This is a genomic window from Devosia sp. A369 (genome assembly GCF_054489345.1).
Genome location: NZ_JBTMWV010000020.1, coordinates 1 through 22,561 on the forward strand (window position 1 = coordinate 1; position 22,561 = coordinate 22,561).

Below are 22,561 nucleotides of genomic sequence, written 5' to 3' on the forward strand. Positions count from 1 at the left end.
CCATGGCAAGTTCCTCTGGTTGAAGGGAACTCCATCGTCAGATCAGGTGCGGCTTGATCCCAAGTCTATAATGAAACCGCGACCACGCCGCACCCGCCCTCCCGCAAAGCGGGTTCGTGCATGGGCGCAAAGCCGCTGTCGTCGGTAGGAAAACGAACGGCGGCTTTCGGGAATTACTCCGAAAGGCCGAAATGGGGGTCAGAAGCTGCCGCGGCAAACTCCGCTTAGTGGGCTTTGGGCAACGAGGCGCCCAAAGTCCACATAACTCTTGAGGCACAATCAGTTCAAGAGTCTCAGGTTAGGAGCTGCCCCTTTCACACTCGTTGATGTGCCGGTACTTCCGCGTTCCAGTTCGGCGACATTGTCGAGGAGCAACGTGGATGCGCGCGTCAATGCTGCCTCGATCCGTCGCCGAATACTGTCGGCGACCGGGCCCGGTGGGTTGGAGCCAGTAGCAGGATCTTGGATATATATATGCCCCAACTCTCCAAAGCCGGCCTTCAGTTCCAGGTCACTGGCTATAGCAGTTGCAACAGCCAGATCTGATCCTGCAACGCACGAGCCAAATGTCGAGACATCTCCAAAGACTATCTCCTCGCCTGCTCTGCCCGCCATGATAATAGCAAGGACATCATTCCAGGTTTGCTCCGTGTGGAAACGCTCCGCCGAAAGGCCATGAGTTAAAAGCTGACCCAAATCCTGGGTATTCGGGTCCATCTCTGACAGGCCCAAAATCTGAGCGACAATCTCTTGTGCCTTCCGATAGACGGCAATGCGCCGGCGCGTCCTAGGCGCCAAGTTCGCCAAGGGATCAGGAACGAGAGCTTCGATATGGGCGAGAGAAAATATGTGCTGTGCTCGACGGGCGGAGGCCTTCGCCGCCCGCACCAGCTTTTCGATATCGGCTCCAGTGTGCCCCTTCAGGCGACTGGCGAGGGGGTTTAGGTCCTTTACCCGCACACCGCCACCGACATAGCGCGCCAGAATAGAGCCTATGGCCTCCGCATCAGGGAGCTCGATCCGGATGGTGCGGTCCAGACGCCCGGAGCGCGTCAGTGCTGGATCAATGCGCTGGACGTGATTGGTAGTACCGACAATTACCACTCCAGATGTGGCGAGTGCCTCAGTGACGAGCACCAGCATCAAATTCACGATTTGTGTCCAGTACTCAACATGATCGCCCGAGACAGTGGCTCGGCTCGATATGCCATCGATCTCGTCGATGAGCAGTACACAGGGTGCTTTGGCGATCGCGTCGGAAAAGACCTCCTTCATACGGTTGAGAGTACCCGAGAGGTGTTTATGCGTGTTCCACTCAGCAACACTGGAGGCGATCAGCGGAATCTCGAGGCTGTTCGCGAGCACCGCAGCAAAGCTTGTCTTGCCAGTGCCAGGAGGGCCACTGAGCACGACGGCTCGATGATCAACCTCGTCCCAGCTGAGCGTCCGTGCCCGCCAAAGCATCATGTCCTGGGCGAGTTCCAAGGCCCAAGTCTTGGCCTCGCCGTAACCGGCCAGATCCGCGATCTGAACCGACACTGATTTTGGCGTTGGTATCGTCGGACAAACCGTCTCCTGCAGGCCGGCAAGACACTCCTCTGCTGGCCGAGCCCGCCGAACATGGGCCACAAGGTTCTCGGTGCACAGCTTCTCGGCAGACCTGAAGCCATGGACGCCTGGTGGTACCTCATCATGAGCGACCTCGAAGAGAAGCGCGAGCATTTCTGGAGTTACGGCAGGCAGGTCCAACACCAGTTCTGCACCTGCAAGAGAAGCGGGAATTGGATCGCCAGCGGCCAAGGTGCAAAAGATGGGAAGACACTGCTCGGCTGCTTGGGCAATCGCGCGAACCATTCGATCCGTATGACGCATGCCAGCATCGGTGATCACCACGAGGCGTTCTTCAGCGCGTAAGCCATATTGTGGGTTGTACGCGATCCGGCCTGCTTCATGTCGCATGGCGTCTGCCAGCACCTCGCCCACCGCGTCTGCATCATCACCGGCTCTGCACCTGATCACAATGAAGGCCTTTGTGGCCCCCAGGTCCTCAACCGAGGGGTGGTAAGGGCCGAGGCAGTGCGCCAGTGCAATTGCATATGCCGCTTTGTCTGCCGGCAAGCGCATATTGGTCTGGAGCTTTTCGGTGATGGCCGCTTCTTCTTCGTCGGTGCTGCATTCTTTTGCGAGTTCTGTAGCCGTCCGGTGACGAAGGCAGCAAGCCAGTTGCAGCGCAAGATCGCGGGCGCCAGCAGCGGCCAAACGACATGATGTGGTTTTCTTTGAGTTTGCCATTTTATCCTCGGACACCGGCCACGCCGGTCATCTTATTGATGGTGTCAGAGGAGGCGGCTAAGCGATGTCGCTATCGGCAGGCGCTCCGTTAGTTCATAAGGAACGAAAAGGGAACAAAGTCAAGGCGAACTTCCCACCAAATTATAGCTAAGAATGAAAACAACTTTTTGAGGCCACTGGCAGCCCGCTTAGCTGCAGTGGTGGGGTCCGCCCCCTGTTCAGACAAAATATTGCAAACCGAAAGAGCGCCGGGCTTCGATCAGTTGCTACGCCTTCTGACAAAGAGCGGCCGCTCGTTGCCAACGCTTGTGCCTCTTCCCGATATCGCGTTGCCAATGCCCCGAGAATCGATTCATGCCGCCGCGTTCAATCGAGCCTTCTTAAGTAGCTCCTCGACCAATTCGTACACATTCACCTCCCGATCCAAGGCATCCTTCTTAAGGTCCTTGATTAACGTCGGGTCCAGGTACACCAACAAAGGCCGCCTGCCGTCCTTGCGAACAGGTGTGCCAACTTTTGCCGCAAGGTCAGTCGATGCCGACACCTGGTCCTGATTGCTTTTTCCCATAGTGCAGCACCTCCATCGCCCCTTTTTCGCATCACTAATTTAGTCACCATCTAGTTTCTGACTCGTCAAGGAGGCGCTGCTCAGCTCCGGTATGGCTATCGAGACTAGTGATGGTTTGGCTGTCGCCAGTTCGGCCTTCTCCAACCGCGTTAACTGAAAACTGGGTTACAGCATTGAAATTCAACAGTTTCGCTCGTCGGGTGCGGCCGAACAATGATTTCATGCGCCCTGCTTCACACATTCCGCAATAGGACCCCATTGACGCCGCTTCGGCACAGGCGTATTTCTCGCCTTAGGACATCTCGCCCTAACGCGAGACGCATAGACCTGGGAGGGTCGCTGAAGATGGCTATTACGCCCCAAACCGCACCGGCGGTAAAACCGGCCAATCCAAATTTTTCGTCGGGCCCATGCTCCAAGCGTCCTGGTTGGACTCTTGAGGTGCTTGCCGACGCGCTGACCGGCCGTTCGCACCGCGCCAAGCCGGCCAAGGCCCGCATCCAGCAAGCCATCGATCTGACCCGCGAACTGCTCGAAGTTCCGGCCGATTATCGCATCGGCATTGTCCCCGCTTCCGATACCGGCGCGGTAGAAATGTTCCTGTGGAGCGCCCTTGGCGCCCGCGGCGTTGACATGCTGGCCTGGGAATCCTTCGGGGCCGGCTGGGTCACCGACGTGCAGAAGCAGCTCAAGCTCGATGATGTCCGCGTGCTCGAGGCGCCCTATGGCGAATTGCCCGATCTGGCGCAGTTGGATTTCAACCGCGACGTGGTCTTCACCTGGAACGGCACCACTTCGGGTGTGCGCGTGCCGAATGCGGACTGGATCCCGGCCGACCGTGCGGGCCTGACCATTTGCGACGCCACCTCGGCGGCGTTTGCGCAGGACCTCGATTTCGCCAAGCTCGATGTGGTGACCTTCTCCTGGCAGAAGGCGCTGGGTGGCGAAGCCGCACACGGCATCCTGATCCTGTCGCCGCGCGCCGTTGAGCGTCTGGAAAGCTTCAAGCCCGACCGCCCGCTGCCCAAGATTTTCCGCATGACCAAGGGCGGCAAGCTGATCGAAGGCATCTTCAAGGCCGAGACCATCAATACCGTCTCGATGCTGTGCATCGAAGACGCGGTCGACGCGATGAAGTGGGGTCTGGACATCGGCGGCCTCAAGGCCATGCAGGCTCGCGCCGACGCCAATTTCACGGTGCTGGCCGACTGGGTTGCCAAAACCGACTGGGTGGATTTCCTGGCCAAGAACGTCGATCAGCGTTCCAACACTTCGGTGTGCCTGTCGATCACCGATCCCGAGATCGCCGCGCTCGATGCCGATGGTCAGGCGGCGTTTGCCAAGGCCATAGTGTCCCGCCTCGACAAGCTCGGCGTCGGCTATGATTTCGGCTCCTACAAGGACGCTCCGGCGGGCCTGCGCATCTGGGCCGGCTGCACGGTGGAAGCCTCCGATCTGGCGGCGCTGACGCCGTGGCTCGACTGGGCTTTTGCCGAGGAAAAGGCGCTGCTCAAGGCTGCGGCTTAACGACTCCACCCCCTCCCAGCCTCCCCCATCAAGGGGGAGGTGCTGATCGAGTTTGTGGCGCTATCGCGCTCAATACTCGGAGCTGTTCCGGGAGGGGAACCCCACTCAAAATTCAGGGAAATTCCCATGCCAAAAGTTCTCGTTTCCGACAAGCTCAGCCCAACCGCCGTCCAGATCTTCAAGGACAATGGCGTCGAGGTGGATTATTTGCCCGATCTGGGCAAGGACAAGGAAAAGCTGCTCGAAGTCATCGGCCAGTATGATGGCCTCGCCATCCGCTCGGCCACCAAGGTGACCGAAAAGATCATTGCTGCCGCGACCAATCTCAAGGTCATCGGCCGCGCCGGCATCGGTGTCGACAATGTCGACATTCCGGCGGCGACCAAGAAGGGCATCATTGTGATGAACACCCCCTTCGGCAATTCGATCACCACCGCCGAGCATGCCATTGCCATGATGATGGCGCTGGCCCGCCAGCTGCCCGAGGCCGACGCGTCGACCCGCGCCAGCAAGTGGGAAAAGAACCGCTTCATGGGCGTCGAGGTCACCAACAAGACGCTGGGCCTGATCGGCGCCGGCAATATCGGCTCCATCGTTGCCGACCGCGCGCTGGGTCTGCGCATGAAGGTCATTGCCTTTGATCCGTTCCTCTCCCCCGAGCGCGCCCAGACGCTGGGCGTCGAAAAGGTCGATCTGGACGAGCTGCTGGGCCGCGCCGATTTCATCACCCTGCATACGCCGCTGATCGATGCGACCCGCAACATCCTCGACGCGGCCGCTTTGGCCAAGACCAAGAAGGGCGTGCGCATCATCAACTGCGCCCGTGGCGGTCTGATCGACGAAGCGGCGCTGTTCGACGCGCTCAAATCCGGCCAGGTTGCCGGCGCGGCGCTCGACGTGTTCCTGCAGGAGCCGGCCGAGAACAATCCGCTTTTCGATCTGCCCAACGTCATCTGCACCCCCCATCTGGGTGCGGCGACCACCGAAGCGCAGGAAAATGTGGCGCTGCAGGTGGCCGAACAGATTTCGGCCTATCTGATGAGCGGTGAAATCACCAATGCGCTGAACTTCCCGTCGATCTCTGCCGAGGAAGCGCCGCTGCTGACCCCATGGGTCAAGCTGGCGGAAGCGCTGGGTCTGTTTGCCGGCCAGCTCACCGAGACGGCGATCACGGGCATCAAGATCGAGTTCGAGGGCAATGTGGCCGAGCTCAACACCAAGCCGATGATCGCGGCCGCCATCAATGGCGTGCTGAAGCCCTCGCTGGGCGATGTGAACATGGTCTCGGCGCCGCAGATCGCCAAGGATCGCGGCATCACGGTGGAAACCACCAACCGGGACCGCCAGGGCGCCTATGAAGGCTATATCCGCCTGACGGTGACCACCGAGCGGCAGGTGCGCGGCGTGGCCGGTACGCTGTTCGCCAATGGCAAGTCGCGCATCATCCAGGTCAAGGACATCAACATGGAAGCCGAGCTGACGCCGTCCATGCTGTATGTGACCAATGAGGATAAGCCGGGTCATATCGGCCGTCTGGGCACGCTGCTCGGTACGCTGGGCATCAACATCGCCAACTTCAACCTCGGCCGTGCCGATGTTGGCGCCGACGCCATCGCGCTGGTCTCCATCGACGGCACGCTGACCGAAGCACAGCTGGCAGAGATTGCTGCGCTTGAGGGCGTCAAGCAGGCTAAAGCGCTGCATTTCTAGGGCAGGCGTAATTTGATGAAAAAGGCCGGTGCGTGAGCACCGGCCTTTTTTGTTTGGTACCATCGTCCCTCTCACCTTGAGGGAGAGGGACAGTTCGTCCGCGTTCAGCGGCGAACAGGGTGAGGGGTGCCGAGTATCCCCATGCTTTTATGCTCGTGGAGGCGACCCCTCATCCGGCGCTGCGCGCCACCTTCTCCCTCAAGGGGAGAAGGGAAGAACGCTATCGCGTCGCCAGCGCCGCCGTCCGCCGACGCGCGGCCCATTCGGCCAGCACGATGCCGCCGATGATGATGCCGGCCGCCAGATAGTGATACAGCTCCAGCCGTTCGCCCAGGATCAGTACCGAGCCCAGCGCGCCGAACACCGGAATGAGATTGTGGCTGGGTGCGGCGCGGTTGGCGCCGACCAGTTCGACGCCGCGCGCATAGGATACCTGGCTGAACATCGAGGGGAAAATCATCACATAGATGATGACGCCCCAGACCAGCGGCGAGGCCTCGGTCAGGGTGGCGAACTGGCCCAGCCCGCCGCCGAATAGTTGCAGGATCACCAGCCCGGCCAGCGCCGCTCCCGAAAAGGTGACGGTCATGAAACTCATGATGTGCATTTGCGGGCGGTATTTCAGCGCCAGCGTATAGGCGGTGTAGGTCAGGCAGGCGAGAATCACATAGCCGTCGCCGACATTGATATCGAGCGTCAGGATGCGGGTCGGGTCGCCATGGGTGGCCACCAGAATCACCCCGAAAATGGCGGTCAGCACGCCGACGATCTGCAGCCAGGTGGCGCGGACGCGGAAGATGATGAAGTTGGCCGCCATGATCAGCATCGGCAATGCGGCCTGCTCGATGGAGGAATTGACCGCCGTGGTGGTGGTCAGGCCGACATAGAGAAAGACGTTGAATAGCGCATAGCCGACCACGCCATACATCATCAGCAGCGGCCAATAGCGGCGGATCACCGGCCAGTCGGCAGCGAGGAAACGCCAGGCAAAGGGGAAGATGAACAGCGTCGCCCCGAGGCACCGCGAGGCCAGCAGCAGCAGCGGGTCGATTTCCCCCACCACCAGCTTGGCCGCGACCACATTGCCACCCCAAAACAGGGGTGCCAGAACCAGCAACAGATAGGGTTGCTCGAGCAGTCCAGCGGAAATGCCGCGGTTTTCGTGTTTTAGCGGCTTTGTCATCGGGGCACGGGTGATGTAAGGACAGTCGGACTTAGCAGTTATTCGGCCCCGATGGAATGTGTGCCAAGGGTTGCCGGAGGAACGGACGTCCAATATCTGGAGAAGGGAGCGATCGGAGCGATCGGGCCCTTTATGTCGCGCCTATCCTGGAGAAGGTATTTCTATGGCTAATGTGGTTGTCGTCGGCTCGCAGTGGGGTGACGAGGGCAAGGGCAAGATCGTCGATTGGCTTTCCGAGCGCGCCGATGTGGTAGTGCGCTATCATGGTGGCCACAATGCCGGCCACACGCTGGTCATCGACGGAGTCAGCTACAAGCTGGCGCTGCTGCCCTCGGGTCTGGTGCAGGGCAAGCTGTCGGTCATCGGTAATGGCGTGGTCGTCGATCCGCATCATTTCGTCGCCGAAATGGCCAAGCTGCGCGCGCAGGGCGTCAAGATCACCCCGGAAATTCTGCGCATCGCCGACAACGCGCCGCTGATTCTGTCGCTGCATCGCGAGCTGGATGCGATCCGCGAGGATTCCACGTCGGGTCTCAAGATCGGCACCACCAAGCGCGGTATTGGCCCGGCCTATGAAGACAAGGTTGGCCGTCGCGCCATCCGCCTGATCGATTTGTCCGAGCCCGAGACGCTGATGGTCAAGGTTGAGCGCCTGCTCGGCCACCACAATGCGCTGCGGCGCGGCATGGGCCTGCCCGAGATTGCGGCGCAGACGATTTACGACGAGCTGATCTCGGTTTCCGCCGAAATCCTGCCCTTCATGGACCGGGTGTGGCAGGTACTGGACGACAAGCGCAAGGCTGGCGCCCGCATCCTGTTCGAAGGCGCGCAGGGCGCCTTGCTCGACAATGACCACGGCACCTATCCCTTCGTCACCTCATCCAACACCGTTGCCGGCCAGGCTGCGGCCGGTTCGGGCCTTGGCCCCACCGCCATCGGCTATGTGCTGGGCATCACTAAGGCCTATACGACCCGCGTCGGCGAAGGCCCGTTCCCTTGCGAACTGGATGACGAGATCGGCGAGCATCTGGCCATTGTCGGCAAGGAAGTCGGCGTCAATACCGGCCGGCCGCGCCGTTGCGGCTGGTTCGATGCGGTGCTGGTACGCCAGACCGTCAAGACCTCGGGCATTACGGGCATTGCGCTGACCAAGCTCGACGTGCTGGATGGCCTCAAGGAGATCAAGGTCTGTGTCGGCTACGAGCTGGACGGATCACGGATTGATTATTTGCCTGCCTCAATGGGGGCACAAGCCCGCGTTAAGCCGATTTATGAGACGCTTGAAGGCTGGTCCGAGACTACTGCCGGCGCTCGCACATGGGCCGAATTGCCGGCGCAGGCGATCAAATATGTCCGCTTTATCGAGGAGCAGATTGGGGCGCCCGTCGCCATGCTGTCGACGAGCCCGGAGCGGCTGGATACGATCCTTGTCGTTGACCCATTCCAAGACTGATATTTTTTGTTACAAGACGTCGCTGCAATTGTGAGTACCAACTGACCAATGGCGGACTACAAGGAGCTGTTGCGCCGCGCCATCTCGGCGCTGCCGGAGAATAATGGGGCCGCCCGGCGGGCGGTTTATGAGAAGGCGCGTTCGGCCCTCGTTGGCCAATTGCGCGCCATCACACCCCCGTTGCCGGCGCGTGACATCACCCAGCACCGCCTGCAGCTCGAAGATTGTATCCGTCAGGTCGAACAGGAAGCCAGCGAAGCGGTCATCACGCTGGGGCGCGAACATGCGTTGGCGCCCCATCCGATCACGCCGCCCGTTGCCCGGCCGGCGGCGGTCGAACCCGCTGCTCCACCACCCATTGCACCCAGCCGGCCTGCACCAGTGGCAGCCGAACCGGCACCGGTCGTCGAGCCCAGCCGGCCTGCGCCGGCGGCCGAGACGCCCAAGCCGGTTGAACCCGAGCCCGCGCCTGTTGCTGCCCCTCCGCCTGCCGCGATGTCGATCGAGGACATCATCTCGCAGGCTTCGAGTGCCCAGGTGACGCTGGTTGAGGACGAAGCCAAGCCGGCCGAGCCCGCCAAGCTTGAGCCGCGTGCCGTGCCCAGCATCGTGGGGCCGTCGGTGCCGGTCACTCCACTGCCACCGGCCTCCAATGTGCGGCCGCTGGAAACCCCGCTCAAGGCGCCGAGTTTCGAGCCGCGCCGCGATGCGCAGCGTCTGGCCGCCAATTCCACCGCCGAGCCGGCCCGCACCACAACCCGCATCGAGCCGTCGATGGGCGGGCAGGGCGTCGCCCGCCAGCAGGTCACCATGCCGGTCGGCGTCGTCGAAACCGAGCCGGTCGAAACGGCGCTCTCCAGTGTTCGTGAAGTCGAGGTCGAGCCCGATCCGAGCGAAGCCCAGGGCGTCATCGAGCGCGCCATTGAAACGCTGGACCGTGAGGCGCGCGGCGAAACCACGCCGCCCCCGCCCGAGCCAGCGCCGAATAGTTTTTCCATGCCGCCTGCCGAGGACAGCGACGATGCCGGTTTTGCCCGGACACCGGTGTCGCGCGGTGGCGGCGGCCTCACCATTTTCCTCGTGGTCTTTGCCATCCTGCTGGCCGGTGTCGGCGGCGGCGGCTTCTGGGCCTGGCGCGAGGGCTATGTCGATCTCGACCAGATGTTTGGCCAGGCATCGGCCCCGGTGACCGAAACCACCGATGCGGCGCCCACGACGCCGACTCTTGATCCGGTGCAGCCGGCCGATAATAGCGATGTCGCGGCGGGCCCCGGCAATACCACGCCGACGCCGGCCAGCGGCGAGGCCAATTCCGGGCTTGGCGGGCTCGAACTGGAAGATCGGCTTGAGCCGACGCCCGTACCGGTGCAGCCGACGGGCAATGAAACCGTCCTGCCCGATGTAAGCGGCGGCGAAATCAAGAGCGAAGAGCGCTTGCCCGATGCGGAAGCCACGGCGCTGGCAGCGGCCAATGATCCGGCCGCCTCAGTCGATCCGGCGGTGCTGGCAGGCAGCCAGTCGCTGCTGCTCGAAGCCAGCCAGGACGGCAGCACGGGCGCCGTGCCATTCTCGGGCACGGTGGAGTGGAGCGAAGGTGTCGATGAACTCGGCCTGCCGACGCTCAAGGGCACGGCCAGCATTCCGGCGCGCAATCTGGGCGTCGACATCACCATCCGCAAGAACTCCGATCCGAGCCTGCCGGCCAGCCATCTGATGGAAGTCGATTTCAAGGTGAGCGACACCTTTATCGGCGGCACCATCGCCAATCTGCCGGGCGTGCTGCTGAAGGACCAGGAACTGGTGCCGGGCACGGCGCTGGTCGGCGCCTCGGCGCGTGTTGTCGGCAACTCGTTCCTGTTCGCGCTGAGCGCGACCCCGGCCGACGCCACCACCAACACCGATCTGCTGGAAAATCGCCAGTGGATGGATCTGGCCGTGGTTTATGGCACCGGCCGCAACGCCATCCTCACCCTCGAAAAGGATGAGACGGCCCAGGCTCTGTTCGGCAAAGTCTTCGCCGCCTGGGCGTCGTAAGCAGTCAGGCTGCCGCCAACCGCCCATCCGCCAGCATGTAGCGGCGCTGGGCCAGGGCGGCGATGTCGTCGGCATGGTGGCTCACCAGAATGGTGTGCCAGCGGTGGCGAATGGTCAGCAGCCGCACCAGGTCGCGCACCGCCAGCCGGGTTTCGTCATCCAGCGCCGAGAATGGCTCATCCAGCAGCAGCACCGGGCGTGCCCGCAACAGGGTGCGGGCCAGCGCCACGCGCTGCTTCTGCCCGCCCGAAAGCGTGCTGGCGACCTGCGCACCGATACCCTCCAGCCCGACTTCGGCCAGCGCTGCGGCGACGAGCCGGTTGGCCTCGGGTTTGGGTGTGCCCGCAGGCAGGCCCAGCGCCGTGTTATGGGCGGCGCTCAAATGCTCGAACAGGCTATCCGCCTGCAGCAACAGCGACACGGGCCTGGCCTCGGGCGGCAGCTTCAGCAGATCGGCGTGGTCGAGGATCAGGCGGCCGGCGGCTGGGGTCAGAAAACCGGCCAGCAGGTCGAGCAGGGTCGATTTGCCCGAGCCGCTGGCGCCGGAAATGGCGGTGACGTCGCCGGGATGGGCCACGAAGGAGAACAAATAGGGCGCGGTCTGGCCGGGATAGGCAAAACTGAGGTTCTCAGCGCGCAGCATCGGCGATCCTTTCGAAAAGTTTGGGCAGGCCGACAAAGGCGATAATGGTACCAATCAGCAGGATGGCGGCGATGGCGGCGGCATCATTGCTGCGATAGGAGCCCAGCGCGCGGAACATCAGCAGCGGCAGGGTCTGGAAATCCTGCGTGCCGAACAAAGCGATGACGCCCAGATCGCCCAGCGAAAAGCAGAAGGCCAGCGCCAGCATTACGCCGATATCGCGCCCCAGCAGGGGATATTCGACGGCGATAAATTGCCGCCAACCGGAGAGGCCGAGCGAGCGGATCAACTTGCCCCGGCTGCGGGCAATGGCCTCCAGCGGTGGCCCCAGCGTGGCCATGGCGAAGGGAAGTGCCAGCAGGCTATTGGCCAGGATGACGACGAAGGGCGCAGCCGTGGCGGGGGCAATGCCAAGCTGGCGTACCAGCAAGAAGAACCCCAGCGATAGCACCACAGCCGGCACCGCCAGATAGGCAAAGGCCGGCATGCCGAGCACAGTGCGCAAGAAGCCGCTCCCGGTGGCGCCGCGTCCCAGCGCCAGCGTCAAGGCCAGCATCAGGGTCAGCAGCGCCGAGCTGGCGCCGATGACGAGGCTGCTGGCCGCGGCCCACCAGAATACCGGCCGGCCCAGCAGGGCGCCGAAGCCACTGCCCAGCCCATCGACCAGCACCGAGACCAGTGGCAGCACGAAGCCGATGGTGCAGAGCGCCAGCACCAGCCATTGCAGCAGTCGCGCCGGCCCGGCATCGCGCCAGCGCGGCGCGGCGGAGGCGCCGAAACTGGCTGGGATTGGCGCCAATGCCGAGGCGGCCAGAATGACCAGCGAGCATACCGCAATCTGGGTGGCGGCAAGGCGCACCGCGCCGGTCAGGTCGAAATCCTGTCGTACGGCGGCATAGATGGCGACTTCCAGCGTCTGGTTGGCCGGGCCGCCGCCGAGCAGCAGCACGATGGGGAAGCTGGTGAAGGCCAGAAGGAAAATGATCGCTGCGAGGCCCGGCATGGTGCCGCGCAGGGCCGGCCAGTCCAGAATGGCAAAGCGCTGCCAGGGCGACAGGCCCAGCGATTGCCCGGTCTTGAGCCGGCTGGCAGGAATGGCGTCGAGCCGGGCCAGCATGATGCGGGCGGCAAAGGCGCCATCGAGCACCACATGGGCAAACAGGATGCCCGACAGGCCAAAGGCCGGATTGCCGATGGAAAAGCCGAACAGCGCCTCGCTGGCCTGATTGATCCAGCCATTGCGGCCCCAGATCGACAGCAGCCCGAAGGCGACCACCATGCCGGGGGTGACGATGGCCGAGGCGAACAGCCCCACCACCAGATCGCGGCCGGGGAAGCGCAGCCGGTTCAGCGCCCAGGCCAGCATGGTGCCGACGGCGAGCGACAGGATGGTGGTCAGCCCGGCCTGAATGGAGGTCATGCGCAGCAGATGGGGAATATCGATACGCGAGGCGCTGCCACCGCTATCGGTGGCCGCGGCCAGAATGGCCCAGAGCACCAGCCCGATGAGGGCGGCGATGGCCCCTGCCAAGGCAATGGAGGCCGCGATGCGGTAGGGGCGGTGGGGCAGGGTCAGCATGATTGCCGCCCCAACCACCGAGCTTCACCTCCCCCGTGACGGGGGAGGTGCCATTTCGTGATAGCGGCCATCTCGACGCCTACTGCACCGCTGCCAGCATCTCGTCGATCCAGGCCTGGCCGTTCGCCGCGATTTCTGCGTCGGTGAAGGTCAGGGTCTTGTCCGGCTGCGGCAGCGCGGCAAAGGTCGGATCGAGATCGCCGGCCAGATCGGCCACCGGGAACATCCAGTTGGTATGCGGGATGATCTGCTGGGCGTCGGGCGACACCAGATAGGCGAGGAACTGCTTGGCCAGCTCCTGCTGGTCGGACGATTTCAGCACGCCGGCCACTTCGATCTGCGGGTAGTGTCCCTCGGTGAACAGCGCTGCCTTGATGGTCTCGTCGCCGTCTTCGATGATGTGATAGGCGGGCGAGGTGGTGTAGCTCAGCGCCATATCGGCTTCGCCGCTGAGGAAGAGATTATAGCTCTCGCTCCAGTCGCGGGTGATGGTCAGGATATGCGGCTTGAGGCCACTCCAGATTTCCGCGGCGCGGTCGCCATAGGCAGCCTTGACCCACAGCACCAGGCCAAAGCCCGGAGTGGACGAGCGCGGGTCCTGGATGACGATCTTGACCGACTCCGGCAGGGCGATCAGTTCCTCGAACGAGGTCGGTGGCACCGTCATGGTGTCGGTGTCGTACATGAAGGCGAAATGGGAATAATCGAAGGGCACGAATTGCGCGTCGGTCCATTCGCCCGGCAAGGCCAGATCGGTGAGGCTCAGCCCGTGATCGGCAAACAGGCCCGTGGCGCGGGCTTCGCCGGCGACGGCGGTATCGAGCCCGACGATGAGGTCGGCCTCGGTGGTATCGCCTTCAAGCTGCACGCGGCGTAGCGTGCCGATGGAGCTGTCGGCAGCGATCCATTCGACGGTGCAGCCGCCGCATATGGCTTCAAAGCCGGTCTTGAGCGCCGGGCCGGGGCCCCATTCGGCGGCAAAGCCGTCATAGGTGTAGATGGTGAGCTTGGGCGTATCCTGCGCAATTGCAGGTGCGACGAACAATCCGGCAAGGACCGCAAGCGCCAGACGAGTGGATTTGACCATGGGTCATCCCTTCAATGGTGTGCGGTCATGGGTGAAGGGATATGTGTCAATGGCGTGGACCGACGAGAGGCCCTTGCCATCTCGAACTTCCTCCGCCAGCATGACCTGGTTCAGGTTCAATGGGTAACTCTCAGCTCCGGAACCCCGGAACACCCCAGCGAGACACCCCACACTTAATGAGACCATTGTGACAGTGCAAGACACTTCGGTGCCGATAGCCCATGGGCCCTTGGTCGTATGCGATGGGCCGCTGGCCATTGTGGGCGGTGGCGCGGTCGATCCGGCGCTGCTGGTGGAGCTGGCCGGGCGCGGCGTCATGCTGGTGGGGGCCGATGGCGGCGGCGATGCCATTGGCGATGCCGGGCTGCTGCCCGCCGCCATCATCGGCGACCTCGATTCGCTGCGGGACCGCGCCCGCTGGGAGGCGCGGACGCGGGTGATCCATATTCCCGAGCAGATCACCACCGATTTCCAGAAAGCGCTGTATTCCACCGACGCGCCGGTGACGCTGGCGCTGGGCATGACCGGCAAGCGGCTCGACCATACGCTGGCGGCGCTCAGCGCCGTGCTGCAATTCGCGCCGTCGCGCCGCCTGCTGCTGGTCGACGAGGTGGATGTGGCGCTGGCGGTGACCGGCTGTATCGCCTTTGAGGCCGGTATCCGCGAACGCGTCTCGATCCATCCGCTGCTGCCGATCGATTTCGTCCGCTCCAGCGGGCTGCTCTATCCGATGGACGGGCTGACGCTGGAACCCGGCGGGCTGATCGGCACCTCCAATGAAGGCACTGGCGGCCGGGTGGTCATCGAGCCGATGGACGATACGCCGTGGCTGCTGATCCTGGGCAAGGAGCGGCTGTGGGATTTGATCGCGGCAAGCCAATTGGCCGCCCAGCCTTAGTTCGCGGTGACACCGTGCAAGCGTGCAGAAAACAAAAAAGGCGGGCACCGGGCCCGCCTTTTGAATATTTCATCGCGCTCAGTTAGCGCGCGCGGCTTCCTTGACGGCGTCTTGCACCTTTTCGAAGGCCCGCACCTCGATCTGCCGGATTCGTTCGCGGCTGACCTCATATTCCTGGGCCAGCTCTTCGAGCGTCTTGGGGTTGTCCTGCAGGCGACGGGCCTGGAAGATCGCCCGCTCGCGCTCGTTGAGCACGTCCATGGCATTGTTCAGCAGGCCCATGCGCTCGGAAAACTCCTGGCTTTCGCCCAGCGAGGTTTCCTGGCTCGGCGTGTCGTCGACCAGCCAGTCCTGCCATTCCGAGGCGCCTTCGTCGGCCCGCATCGGCGAGTTCAGCGAAGCGTCGCCCGACAGGCGCGCATTCATCGACACCACGTCGGCTTCGCTCACCTTGAGCGTGGTGGCGATCTGCTTGATCTGGTCGGGATGCAGCGCCCCATCGTCCAGTGCCGCGATCTGGCCCTTCACCTTGCGCAGGTTGAAGAACAGCCGCTTCTGGGCAGCGGTGGTGCCGATCTTGACCAGGCTCCAGCTGCGCAGCACATATTCCTGAATGGCGGCACGGATCCACCACATGGCATAGGTCGCCAGGCGGAAGCCCTTTTCCGGCTCGAAACGCTTGACGGCATGCATCAGGCCGACATTGCCCTCCGAAATCACTTCGGAAATCGGCAGGCCATAGCCGCGATAGCCCATGGCGATCTTGGCCACGAGCCGCAAATGGCTGGTAATGAGTTTTTGGGCCGCGCCGGGATCCTCATGTTCCTTGTAGCGCTTGGCCAGCATGTATTCTTCATTCGGCTCCAGCATGGGAAACTTGCGGATTTCCTGAAGATAACGGCTCAATCCGCCTTCGGCGGAGAGCACTGGTAGATTGGTCTGGGCCATAGACACGCACCCCTTTCTGGTTCCCTCGCATTCCGCGAGCGGACAACAATCCGGCCATGGCCACAACGGCCCATCGCCAGACTACGATGGATACATAGGCGCCAATGCGGCCATTGTAAGGGGCGGCAACCAGAAGAAACGTTACAAAGCCGTAATGGTTGCGCGCCCGTAGCGGGGCACCGCTAGATTAGACTCCTGAACCGCAGTTTGGTTCATTCACCTTGTGGTGAAGGTCGGGTCTAGCGCGCGAACGCCTTGTTGTAGCCATCCAACGCCTCGTGCAGCGCCTCCAGATCGGGCGGGAGCGGGGCCTCGAAGAACATTTCTTCCTTGGTCATCGGATGCTCAAAGCCCAGTTCGGCGGCGTGCAGCGCCTGCCGGCCCAGCGCGATCACCGGCTCGGCGAGGTCGGGCGGCAGCTTGTTGATCTTGGTGGCATAGCCCGAGGCATAGACGCTGTCGGCGACCAGCGGGTGGCCGATATGGGCCATGTGGACGCGGATCTGGTGGGTGCGGCCGGTTTCGAGCTGGCACTGGACCCGGGTGATGTCCCAGCCGGGATCGCCATAGCGGGCTTCGACGACATAATGCGTGACGGCTTCGCGGCCGTCCTGGCGCACCGTCTGCTTGAGCCGGTTGTTCTGGTCGCGGCCGAGCGGGACCTCAATGGTGCCCTTGGCTGTTTCGGTGGTGCCCCAGACAAAGGCGGTATAGGCGCGGTGCAGCGGGCCGCTGCGGCCATGATCGGCAAACTGCGCGGACAAATGCCGATGCGCGCGCTCGGTCTTGGCGGCGACCATGACGCCGGAGGTGTCGCGGTCGAGCCGGTGCACGATGCCGGGGCGCTTGACCCCGCCAATGCCCTGCAGGCTATCGCCGCAATGAAACAGCAGCGCATTGACCAGCGTGCCATCGGGCGAGCCGGGGGCAGGGTGGACCACCATGCCGACCGGCTTGTTGATGACGATGAGCTGATCGTCCTCATAGAGGATGTCGAGCGGGATATTTTCCGGGTGTGGTTCGGCGTCTTCGGGGGGTGGGGCAAGAAGGATGATTGTCTCGCCCGCCGTTAGCCGGTATTTGGGCTCGCTGACGGTCTTCCCGTTCATGCTGACGGCGCCGGCCAGGATCAGATCCTTGATCCGGCTGCGGCTCAGCACCGGATGGGCCTTGGCCAAGGCGGCATCGAGCCGCAAGCCGGCCAGATCGGCATCGACCACGACCTCGACTTCGTCGCCCTCGAACTCTGCAGCGGTATTTTCGGCCATGAGCGATCCTAATCAGACTGGGCCAAGCGGCCCCAAAGCGGACGAGCCACTGTCCCCCGAGGCGCTGGCAATGTTTGCCAAGGCGCGCCGTTCCTTCGGGATTTCGATCGGCATCCTGTTGCTGGGCTTTATGGCGATTGGCATCGCCCTTGTCTATCGCGTGATGCGCGACGCTCCGCCGCCCACGATGGCGGAAAGCGTTATGCTACCCGCGGGTGCCGAAATTGTGTCGGCCATGGTGAGCGATGGCGCCCTCAACGTCACCTATGTGGCGGGCGGTACAACGACGCTGGCATTGTTCGATCCGGCAACGGGCGAATTGCTGCGCGTGGTGGTGCTGGCGACGGAATAGGGTGGCAAGGGCTAAGCCCTAGCGCCCCTGGATTTCCCGTAGCGCCGTCAGCCGATCCGTCACCGAGCCCTTGCGCTGGCCCTTGGTCGGCAGCAGGTCACTGCCCTCGCTATCATCGGCGAAGCGCTGGACGCGGTCGAACAGGCTTTCCTCTTCGGCCGTGGCTGCCGGAGTTTCTGTATCGACGGTATAAACCAGCCGGCTGACGCTGGCGGCGATGTCGTTGAGCTTTTCGCGCAGATAGGCATCCTCGATCCGCTCGCTGTCCCAATCGGCCAGGATGCTGGCTTCGACATTGCCCACCTGCTGGTGCAGCGCGTCCACCTCGGCGTCGAGGCTGAGCTTGTCGGCCAGCAATTGGTCGGCCTGATCGGCGGATTTTTCCACCACGTGGCTGGTTTCGGCGAGCAGGGCATTGAGCTGGTTTTCGGCGCTGGCCATGCGCGCTTCGGCGGCGACCAGGCTATCAGCCTCGGGGGCTTCGACCGGATCAGCCTGCACTTTATGCTGGGTTTCCAACGTGTCGGCTCGCGCCGCCAACTCGCGCTCGCGCATGCGCAAGTGCTGGGACAGATCGGTATTCTCGCGTTCCAGCTCGCTCAGCCGGGCGCGCAATTCGGCTTCGCGCGTCTCCAGTTCCTCGACAATGGCGCTGTGCTGCGCGCGTTCGGCTCTCAGCGCACCAAGGTCGCTGCGCGCCTGATTAACGTCGCCCAATTGCTCGGCGAGGCGGCTGCGCAAGGTCTCGACGGTGATTTCGAGGCGGCGGGTGGAAAGGGCGAATTCGGCGCGCAACTGATCCTTGTCGGCGCGGAATTCAGCCATGGTGATGGGAGTGGCGGCTTCGATGCGGCGCTTGGTGAGGCGCACGGCGCGCTTCCACACGGCCGGCAGGATGATCAGCGACACCAGGCCGGCCATCAGCAGGCCCAGCGCGAAATACATGATGTTCTCGATGACCATCGGCCAAACTCCGAAACCGCATCGGCACGCAATACGGGCAATCCCTATCTGGCAGCATCAAGGCGCGGCCGCCAGGTTTGCCAGGGTTTAACCCTAACGGTTCTGGGAGGTTCCGTCACGGCCCCGCTGCAAGCGGGGCCAGTCAGGATTGCGTCAGAAGGGGTTCCAGGTCGGCTCGTTGGTGAATTTGAGATAGCCGACATTGATGCCGAGGCGGGCGCCGACGCCGGAGCGGATCGGCACCATCACCACATTGCCGCGCTTGATCACGGTCATGCCGAAGCCGCCCATGATATAGGCCGAGCCGTCGACGCCGGCAAAACGGCCAAGCGCATCCGGCACCTGATTGAGATTATAGACCAGCATCATCACCTTGGAGCCGTCGCCGCCAATGTCGAAGCCGATGGATGGGCCCTGCCAGTAGATATTGTATTCGCCCACATTGCGGGTGTGCAGAATGCCTTCGCCATAGCGGGCGCCGGCAAACAGGGCGCCACCGGCGTCTTCGCCCAGAATATAGCCATTGGGCAGGCCAAACTGGCTGACGGCGCGTTCGACCAGCGAGGCCAGGCCCTGCGAGGCGGAGCCAAAGAATTCCTTGCCGCTGTCGACCAGATCTTCGCCGGAATAGCTGTCGCTGAGCGAGCCCTGAGCATAGGCAGTTTGCATCGGCGCGACGAGCGCGGCCATGACGGCAATGATGAGGGCGAGGCGCTTGAACATCGAAATCTCCCGGGGGCGAGGGGCGACGCCGGCGGTTACGGAGTCGTTAAGGCTTGGACCGTAGTTTTGTCGGGCAGACTTTGGTCGCCGACAATGCCGATCATTGGGTCCATGATGAAGCAAATCTCTAAACAAATCTTAACCATGCTTGCCTTTGTTTTGCCGCTATTGAGCATGGCCAACCTCGCTATTTTGCCGGTCCGGGCACAGTCGATGGTGACGCTGATCGTCACCGATCCGCTGACCGGGGTGGCCATTTATGGCATGGACCCGGTGAGCTATTTCACCGAGTCCGACCCGCAGCTGGGGCGGGGGGATTTTGAATTTATCTGGAACAATGTGTCCTGGCATTTCGCCAGTGCCGCCAATCGCGACATCTTCCAGCGCTCCCCCGAGATCTATGCGCCGCAGTTTGGCGGGCATGGGGCGATGGGGGTGGCGCGCGGCTATGTCGCTGATAGCGACCCCCGCATTTACACCGTGTTCAAGCAACGGCTGTATCTGTTCTATTCGGCCTCCAACCGCGAAGCCTTCCTGCTGGCGCCCGACGTGGCCGCCCAGCAGGCCGAGACGCATTGGACCGAATTGTCGAAGACCCTCTCGGTCAATTGATCGCCGGCCCGGCGCCACAATTTCACCTGTCCCACTTTTATGGATCACCCTCTAATGTCGGCTGAACTGATTCTTACGGAGACTGCCCAGATGGACATCATCGAGCTGAAGGCAACCGATCTGGCGGCCATGCTGTGCAGCCGTGTCTGCCATGACCTGATCAATCCCATCGGTGCTATCGGCAATGGCCTTGAAGTGCTGGCCGATCCCAACCAGACCGAAATGGCTGAAGGCGCGCGCGATCTGATCGCCAGCGCTGCCAAGCAGAGTCGGGCCAAGCTGGAATTTGCGCGGCTGGCCTATGGCGCGTCGTCGACCTCGGGCACCGATATCGACACCCGCGAATGCGAGCGCGTTGCCCGTATCCTGTTCGAGATCGAAAAGGCCGATCTTGAGTGGAATGTGCCGCTGATCCTGATGCCCAAGCACAAGGCCAAGCTGTTCATGAATCTGCTGCTGATCGCCGCCATGTCGGTGCCGCGCGGCGGGCAGGTCAAGGCCACCATCGAGGGCGAGGCCGGCCAGGAGCGGTTTGAATTCACCTCCAAGAGCGACCCAGAAAAGCGCCAAAAGACTTTGATTCCAGCGGGTTGCGTCGGATTGCTGGCGGGCACGCCCGAGGAGGGCTTCGTCGATGCGCGGGGCATCCAGCCCTTCTACACGGGTGTGTTGGCACGGATGACGGATATGGAAATCAAGATCGGGCTGGAGGACGCGCAGTTTGTCCTCACCGCCACGCCCAAAGTGGTCGAGCCCGTCGCGGCCTGAGCCGGAAATGCTAACCAATTCCTAGGATGTGCGAACGCATAATCGGAGTGTGCGTTCGCCTCAATGGAGTCTTGGGGGATGAAATCCTGCCTGATTGTCGATGATTCCAGTGTGGTGCGCAAAGTGGCGCGCCGCCTGCTTGAGGACATGGACTATATCGTCGAGGAAGCCGAAGACGGGCAGGACGCCTTCGAAAAATGCCGGCAAGAAATGCCGGATGCCATCCTGCTTGATTGGAATATGCCGATCATGAGCGGGCTCGAATTTCTCAAGCTGCTGCGGGCCTATGTTGGCGGCGAGAAACCCCATGTGGTTTATTGCACCGTCGAAAACGATATTGGCGCCATAGCCTTAGCGCTGAAGGCCGGCGCCAGCGACTATATGATGAAGCCGTTCGACCGAGCCCTTCTCGAAGCCAAATTCGAGCCGGTCGCAGCAGCAGCCTAGTGCTGCATGCTGACAGATTTCTTGTGGTTTTCTTGTCAGGCGGACTGTTCCGCCCGCCCCATCAGATAGACCCGTTCCCGTTCATTGCGGGTCAGCTCGGCAGCGCGGCGAAATTCCAGCGTCGCTTCGGTATGGCGACCCAATTTGCTCAGCAGGTCGCCGCGCACGCCATAGAGCAGATGATAGTTCTGCAGTGTCGGATTGTCCTTGATGGTCTCGATCAGCGCCAGCGCCGCCGCCGGACCATCGGCCATGGAAATTGCCACTGCGCGATTGAGTTCGATCACCGGCGAGGGGGTGAGCTGGGCCAGCCTTGCATAGAGGTCGGCGATGCGACGCCAATCGGTATCGACGGCTTTGCGGGCCCTCGCATGGCAGGCGGCGATGGCGGCCTGTAGCGCATAGGGCGCGTCGGCGCCGCCCAGGGCGACGGCGCGGTCGAGGGCGGCCAGCCCCCGGCGGATCAGCAACTGGTCCCAGCGGGCGCGATCCTGATCGAGCAGCAGCACCGGGACGCCCTTGGCATCGGTGCGGGCCGGAATGCGCGAGGCCTGGATTTCCATCAAGCCGATCAACGCATGGACTTCGGCATCGTCGGGGGCCAGCCGGGCCAGGGTGCGGCCGAGCCGCATCGCCTCTTCGCAGAGTTGCGGCCGCATCCAGTCTTCGCCGGCGGTGGCCGAATAGCCCTCGTTGAAAATCAGATAGAGTACCCCCAGCACCGAGGAAAGGCGCTCGACCCGTTCGGCGCCGCGCGGCACCTCGAAGGGAATGCCGGCCTCGGCAATGGTTCGCTTGGCGCGGACGATGCGCTGGCCGCTGGTGGGTTCGGCGGCGAGGAAGGCGCGGGCGATCTCTTCGGTGGTGAGCCCGCCCAACAGGCGCAACGTCAGCGCTACCCGCGATTCCGCCGGCAGGATGGGATGGCAGGCGGTAAAGATCAGCCGCAGCAGATCGTCGCCGACCTCGTCATCCAGCGCCTCGACCAGTTCGGTCTCGTGATCGGGGGTGTCGTCCTCGATGAGGCGTCCGACTTCTTCCAGCTTGGTCGCGGCCATTTTGCGGTGGCGGAAATAATCGATGCCGCGCCGCTTGGCGGTCTGCATCAGCCAGGCGCCGGGATTTTTCGGCACCCCGGATTCGGGCCAGGCCTTGAGCGCGATGAGCAGGGCGTCCTGCGCCAGTTCCTCGGCCAGCGAAATGTCGCGCACCATGCGCGTCAGCCCGGCGATCAACCGCGGCTGCTCGATCTTCCAGACGCTGGTGATGGCGCGGTGAGTCTCGGACTGAGAGGTCATGGCGGGGGATGAAATCAGGATGATGTGGCGGGGGCAAGGTGGTTGTGGGGGCTGGTTCGCGCTCCACCGTTCGGTGGCTGTGGCTCCACCCCCTCCTAGCCTCCCCCATCAAGGGGGAGGTACAGGGCGGCGGTTGGGAGGGGCTGGCCGAACACGCCAAGGCTGCTGATCACACCAGTGGCTGCATCTCAGGATGGGTCCCGGCTCA

20 protein-coding genes and 1 riboswitch are annotated in these 22,561 nt (G+C 62.9%); of the genes, 9 read left to right on the forward strand and 11 right to left on the reverse strand.

All coding sequences use genetic code 11. The features are described from left to right. Positions 1–279: 279 nt before the first annotated feature. Positions 280–2,307: an AAA family ATPase gene (locus ACX3OZ_RS17530; RefSeq protein ID WP_459105081.1), complete on the reverse strand. Its 2,028-nt coding sequence runs from the start codon at positions 2,305–2,307 to the stop codon at positions 280–282. Between the two features lie 337 nt (positions 2,308–2,644). Further along, on the reverse strand, positions 2,645–2,860 hold the full coding sequence (locus ACX3OZ_RS17535; RefSeq protein ID WP_459105082.1) for a hypothetical protein: 216 nt from the start codon (positions 2,858–2,860) through the stop codon (positions 2,645–2,647). A gap of 345 nt (positions 2,861–3,205) precedes the next feature. On the opposite strand from ACX3OZ_RS17535, the gene ACX3OZ_RS17540 reads away from it, so the two are divergent. Continuing rightward, the gene (locus ACX3OZ_RS17540; protein WP_459105083.1) at positions 3,206–4,387 is read left to right on the forward strand and encodes a phosphoserine transaminase; all 1,182 of its coding nucleotides are present in this window, start codon (positions 3,206–3,208) and stop codon (positions 4,385–4,387) included. A 126-nt stretch (positions 4,388–4,513) separates the two neighbouring features. Next, positions 4,514–6,097 (forward strand): phosphoglycerate dehydrogenase, encoded by a 1,584-nt coding sequence (gene serA, locus ACX3OZ_RS17545; protein ID WP_459095679.1) that lies wholly within the window; start codon positions 4,514–4,516, stop codon positions 6,095–6,097. 220 nt (positions 6,098–6,317) lie between these two features. On the opposite strand, the gene ACX3OZ_RS17550 is transcribed toward serA, so the two are convergent. After that, the gene (locus ACX3OZ_RS17550; protein WP_459095680.1) at positions 6,318–7,280 is read right to left on the reverse strand and encodes a DMT family transporter; all 963 of its coding nucleotides are present in this window, start codon (positions 7,278–7,280) and stop codon (positions 6,318–6,320) included. A gap of 163 nt (positions 7,281–7,443) precedes the next feature. Between ACX3OZ_RS17550 and ACX3OZ_RS17555 the strand changes: the two genes are divergently transcribed. Both ACX3OZ_RS17555 and ACX3OZ_RS17560 read left to right on the forward strand, forming a co-directional pair. Beyond that, the gene (locus ACX3OZ_RS17555) at positions 7,444–8,733 is read left to right on the forward strand and encodes an adenylosuccinate synthase (protein ID WP_459095681.1); all 1,290 of its coding nucleotides are present in this window, start codon (positions 7,444–7,446) and stop codon (positions 8,731–8,733) included. 48 nt (positions 8,734–8,781) lie between these two features. After that, the gene (locus ACX3OZ_RS17560) at positions 8,782–10,767 is read left to right on the forward strand and encodes a hypothetical protein (RefSeq protein WP_459105084.1); all 1,986 of its coding nucleotides are present in this window, start codon (positions 8,782–8,784) and stop codon (positions 10,765–10,767) included. A gap of 4 nt (positions 10,768–10,771) precedes the next feature. On the opposite strand, the gene ACX3OZ_RS17565 is transcribed toward ACX3OZ_RS17560, so the two are convergent. The 3 genes from ACX3OZ_RS17565 to thiB all read right to left on the reverse strand — a co-directional run bounded on the left by ACX3OZ_RS17565 (position 10,772) and on the right by thiB (position 14,076). Then, positions 10,772–11,410, reverse strand: a complete 639-nt coding sequence (locus ACX3OZ_RS17565) for an ATP-binding cassette domain-containing protein (protein ID WP_459095683.1) — start codon at positions 11,408–11,410, stop codon at positions 10,772–10,774. Continuing rightward, positions 11,397–12,989 (reverse strand): ABC transporter permease family protein, encoded by a 1,593-nt coding sequence (locus tag ACX3OZ_RS17570; RefSeq protein WP_459095684.1) that lies wholly within the window; start codon positions 12,987–12,989, stop codon positions 11,397–11,399. Before ACX3OZ_RS17570 ends, ACX3OZ_RS17565 begins: the two co-directional genes overlap by 14 nt. Positions 12,990–13,068: 79 nt before the next feature. After that, positions 13,069–14,076, reverse strand: coding sequence for a thiamine ABC transporter substrate binding subunit (gene thiB / locus ACX3OZ_RS17575; RefSeq protein ID WP_459095685.1), 1,008 nt, complete (start codon positions 14,074–14,076; stop codon positions 13,069–13,071). Between the two features lie 70 nt (positions 14,077–14,146). Further along, positions 14,147–14,243, reverse strand: a riboswitch (TPP riboswitch). 20 nt (positions 14,244–14,263) lie between these two features. On the opposite strand from thiB, the gene ACX3OZ_RS17580 reads away from it, so the two are divergent. After that, positions 14,264–14,974: a thiamine diphosphokinase gene (locus ACX3OZ_RS17580; RefSeq protein ID WP_459095686.1), complete on the forward strand. Its 711-nt coding sequence runs from the start codon at positions 14,264–14,266 to the stop codon at positions 14,972–14,974. Positions 14,975–15,052: 78 nt separating this feature from the next. Here ACX3OZ_RS17580 and rpoH read toward each other — a convergent pair whose 3' ends face one another. Both rpoH and ACX3OZ_RS17590 read right to left on the reverse strand, forming a co-directional pair. Further along, entirely contained in the window at positions 15,053–15,922 is an 870-nt protein-coding gene (rpoH, locus tag ACX3OZ_RS17585; protein ID WP_459105085.1) for an RNA polymerase sigma factor RpoH, read from the reverse strand. A gap of 239 nt (positions 15,923–16,161) precedes the next feature. Then, on the reverse strand, positions 16,162–17,190 hold the full coding sequence (locus tag ACX3OZ_RS17590; RefSeq protein WP_459105086.1) for an RluA family pseudouridine synthase: 1,029 nt from the start codon (positions 17,188–17,190) through the stop codon (positions 16,162–16,164). On the opposite strand from ACX3OZ_RS17590, the gene ACX3OZ_RS17595 reads away from it, so the two are divergent. Beyond that, complete coding sequence (locus tag ACX3OZ_RS17595) at positions 17,189–17,542, forward strand: hypothetical protein (protein WP_459095689.1); 354 nt, start codon at positions 17,189–17,191, stop codon at positions 17,540–17,542. The two genes, ACX3OZ_RS17590 and ACX3OZ_RS17595, sit on opposite strands and share 2 nt — an antisense overlap. An 18-nt stretch (positions 17,543–17,560) precedes the next feature. On the opposite strand, the gene ACX3OZ_RS17600 is transcribed toward ACX3OZ_RS17595, so the two are convergent. Next, positions 17,561–18,505, reverse strand: a complete 945-nt coding sequence (locus ACX3OZ_RS17600) for a hypothetical protein (RefSeq protein ID WP_459095690.1) — start codon at positions 18,503–18,505, stop codon at positions 17,561–17,563. Positions 18,506–18,658: 153 nt separating this feature from the next. Next, on the reverse strand, positions 18,659–19,228 hold the full coding sequence (locus ACX3OZ_RS17605; RefSeq protein ID WP_459105087.1) for a DUF1134 domain-containing protein: 570 nt from the start codon (positions 19,226–19,228) through the stop codon (positions 18,659–18,661). 144 nt (positions 19,229–19,372) lie between these two features. Here ACX3OZ_RS17605 and ACX3OZ_RS17610 point away from each other — a divergent pair, with 144 nt between their 5' ends. From ACX3OZ_RS17610 to ACX3OZ_RS17620, 3 genes are all read left to right on the forward strand, one after another. Then, positions 19,373–19,840 carry a YHS domain-containing (seleno)protein gene (locus ACX3OZ_RS17610; protein ID WP_459105088.1) on the forward strand — a complete coding sequence of 156 codons (468 nt, stop codon included), beginning with the start codon at positions 19,373–19,375 and terminating at the stop codon, positions 19,838–19,840. A gap of 54 nt (positions 19,841–19,894) precedes the next feature. Then, the gene (gene chpT / locus ACX3OZ_RS17615; RefSeq protein ID WP_459095693.1) at positions 19,895–20,608 is read left to right on the forward strand and encodes a histidine phosphotransferase ChpT; all 714 of its coding nucleotides are present in this window, start codon (positions 19,895–19,897) and stop codon (positions 20,606–20,608) included. 78 nt (positions 20,609–20,686) lie between these two features. Continuing rightward, positions 20,687–21,055: a response regulator gene (locus ACX3OZ_RS17620; protein ID WP_459095694.1), complete on the forward strand. Its 369-nt coding sequence runs from the start codon at positions 20,687–20,689 to the stop codon at positions 21,053–21,055. Between the two features lie 35 nt (positions 21,056–21,090). Here ACX3OZ_RS17620 and ACX3OZ_RS17625 read toward each other — a convergent pair whose 3' ends face one another. Beyond that, positions 21,091–22,353 (reverse strand): RNA polymerase sigma factor, encoded by a 1,263-nt coding sequence (locus tag ACX3OZ_RS17625; protein WP_459105089.1) that lies wholly within the window; start codon positions 22,351–22,353, stop codon positions 21,091–21,093. Between the last annotated feature and the right edge of the window lie 208 nt (positions 22,354–22,561).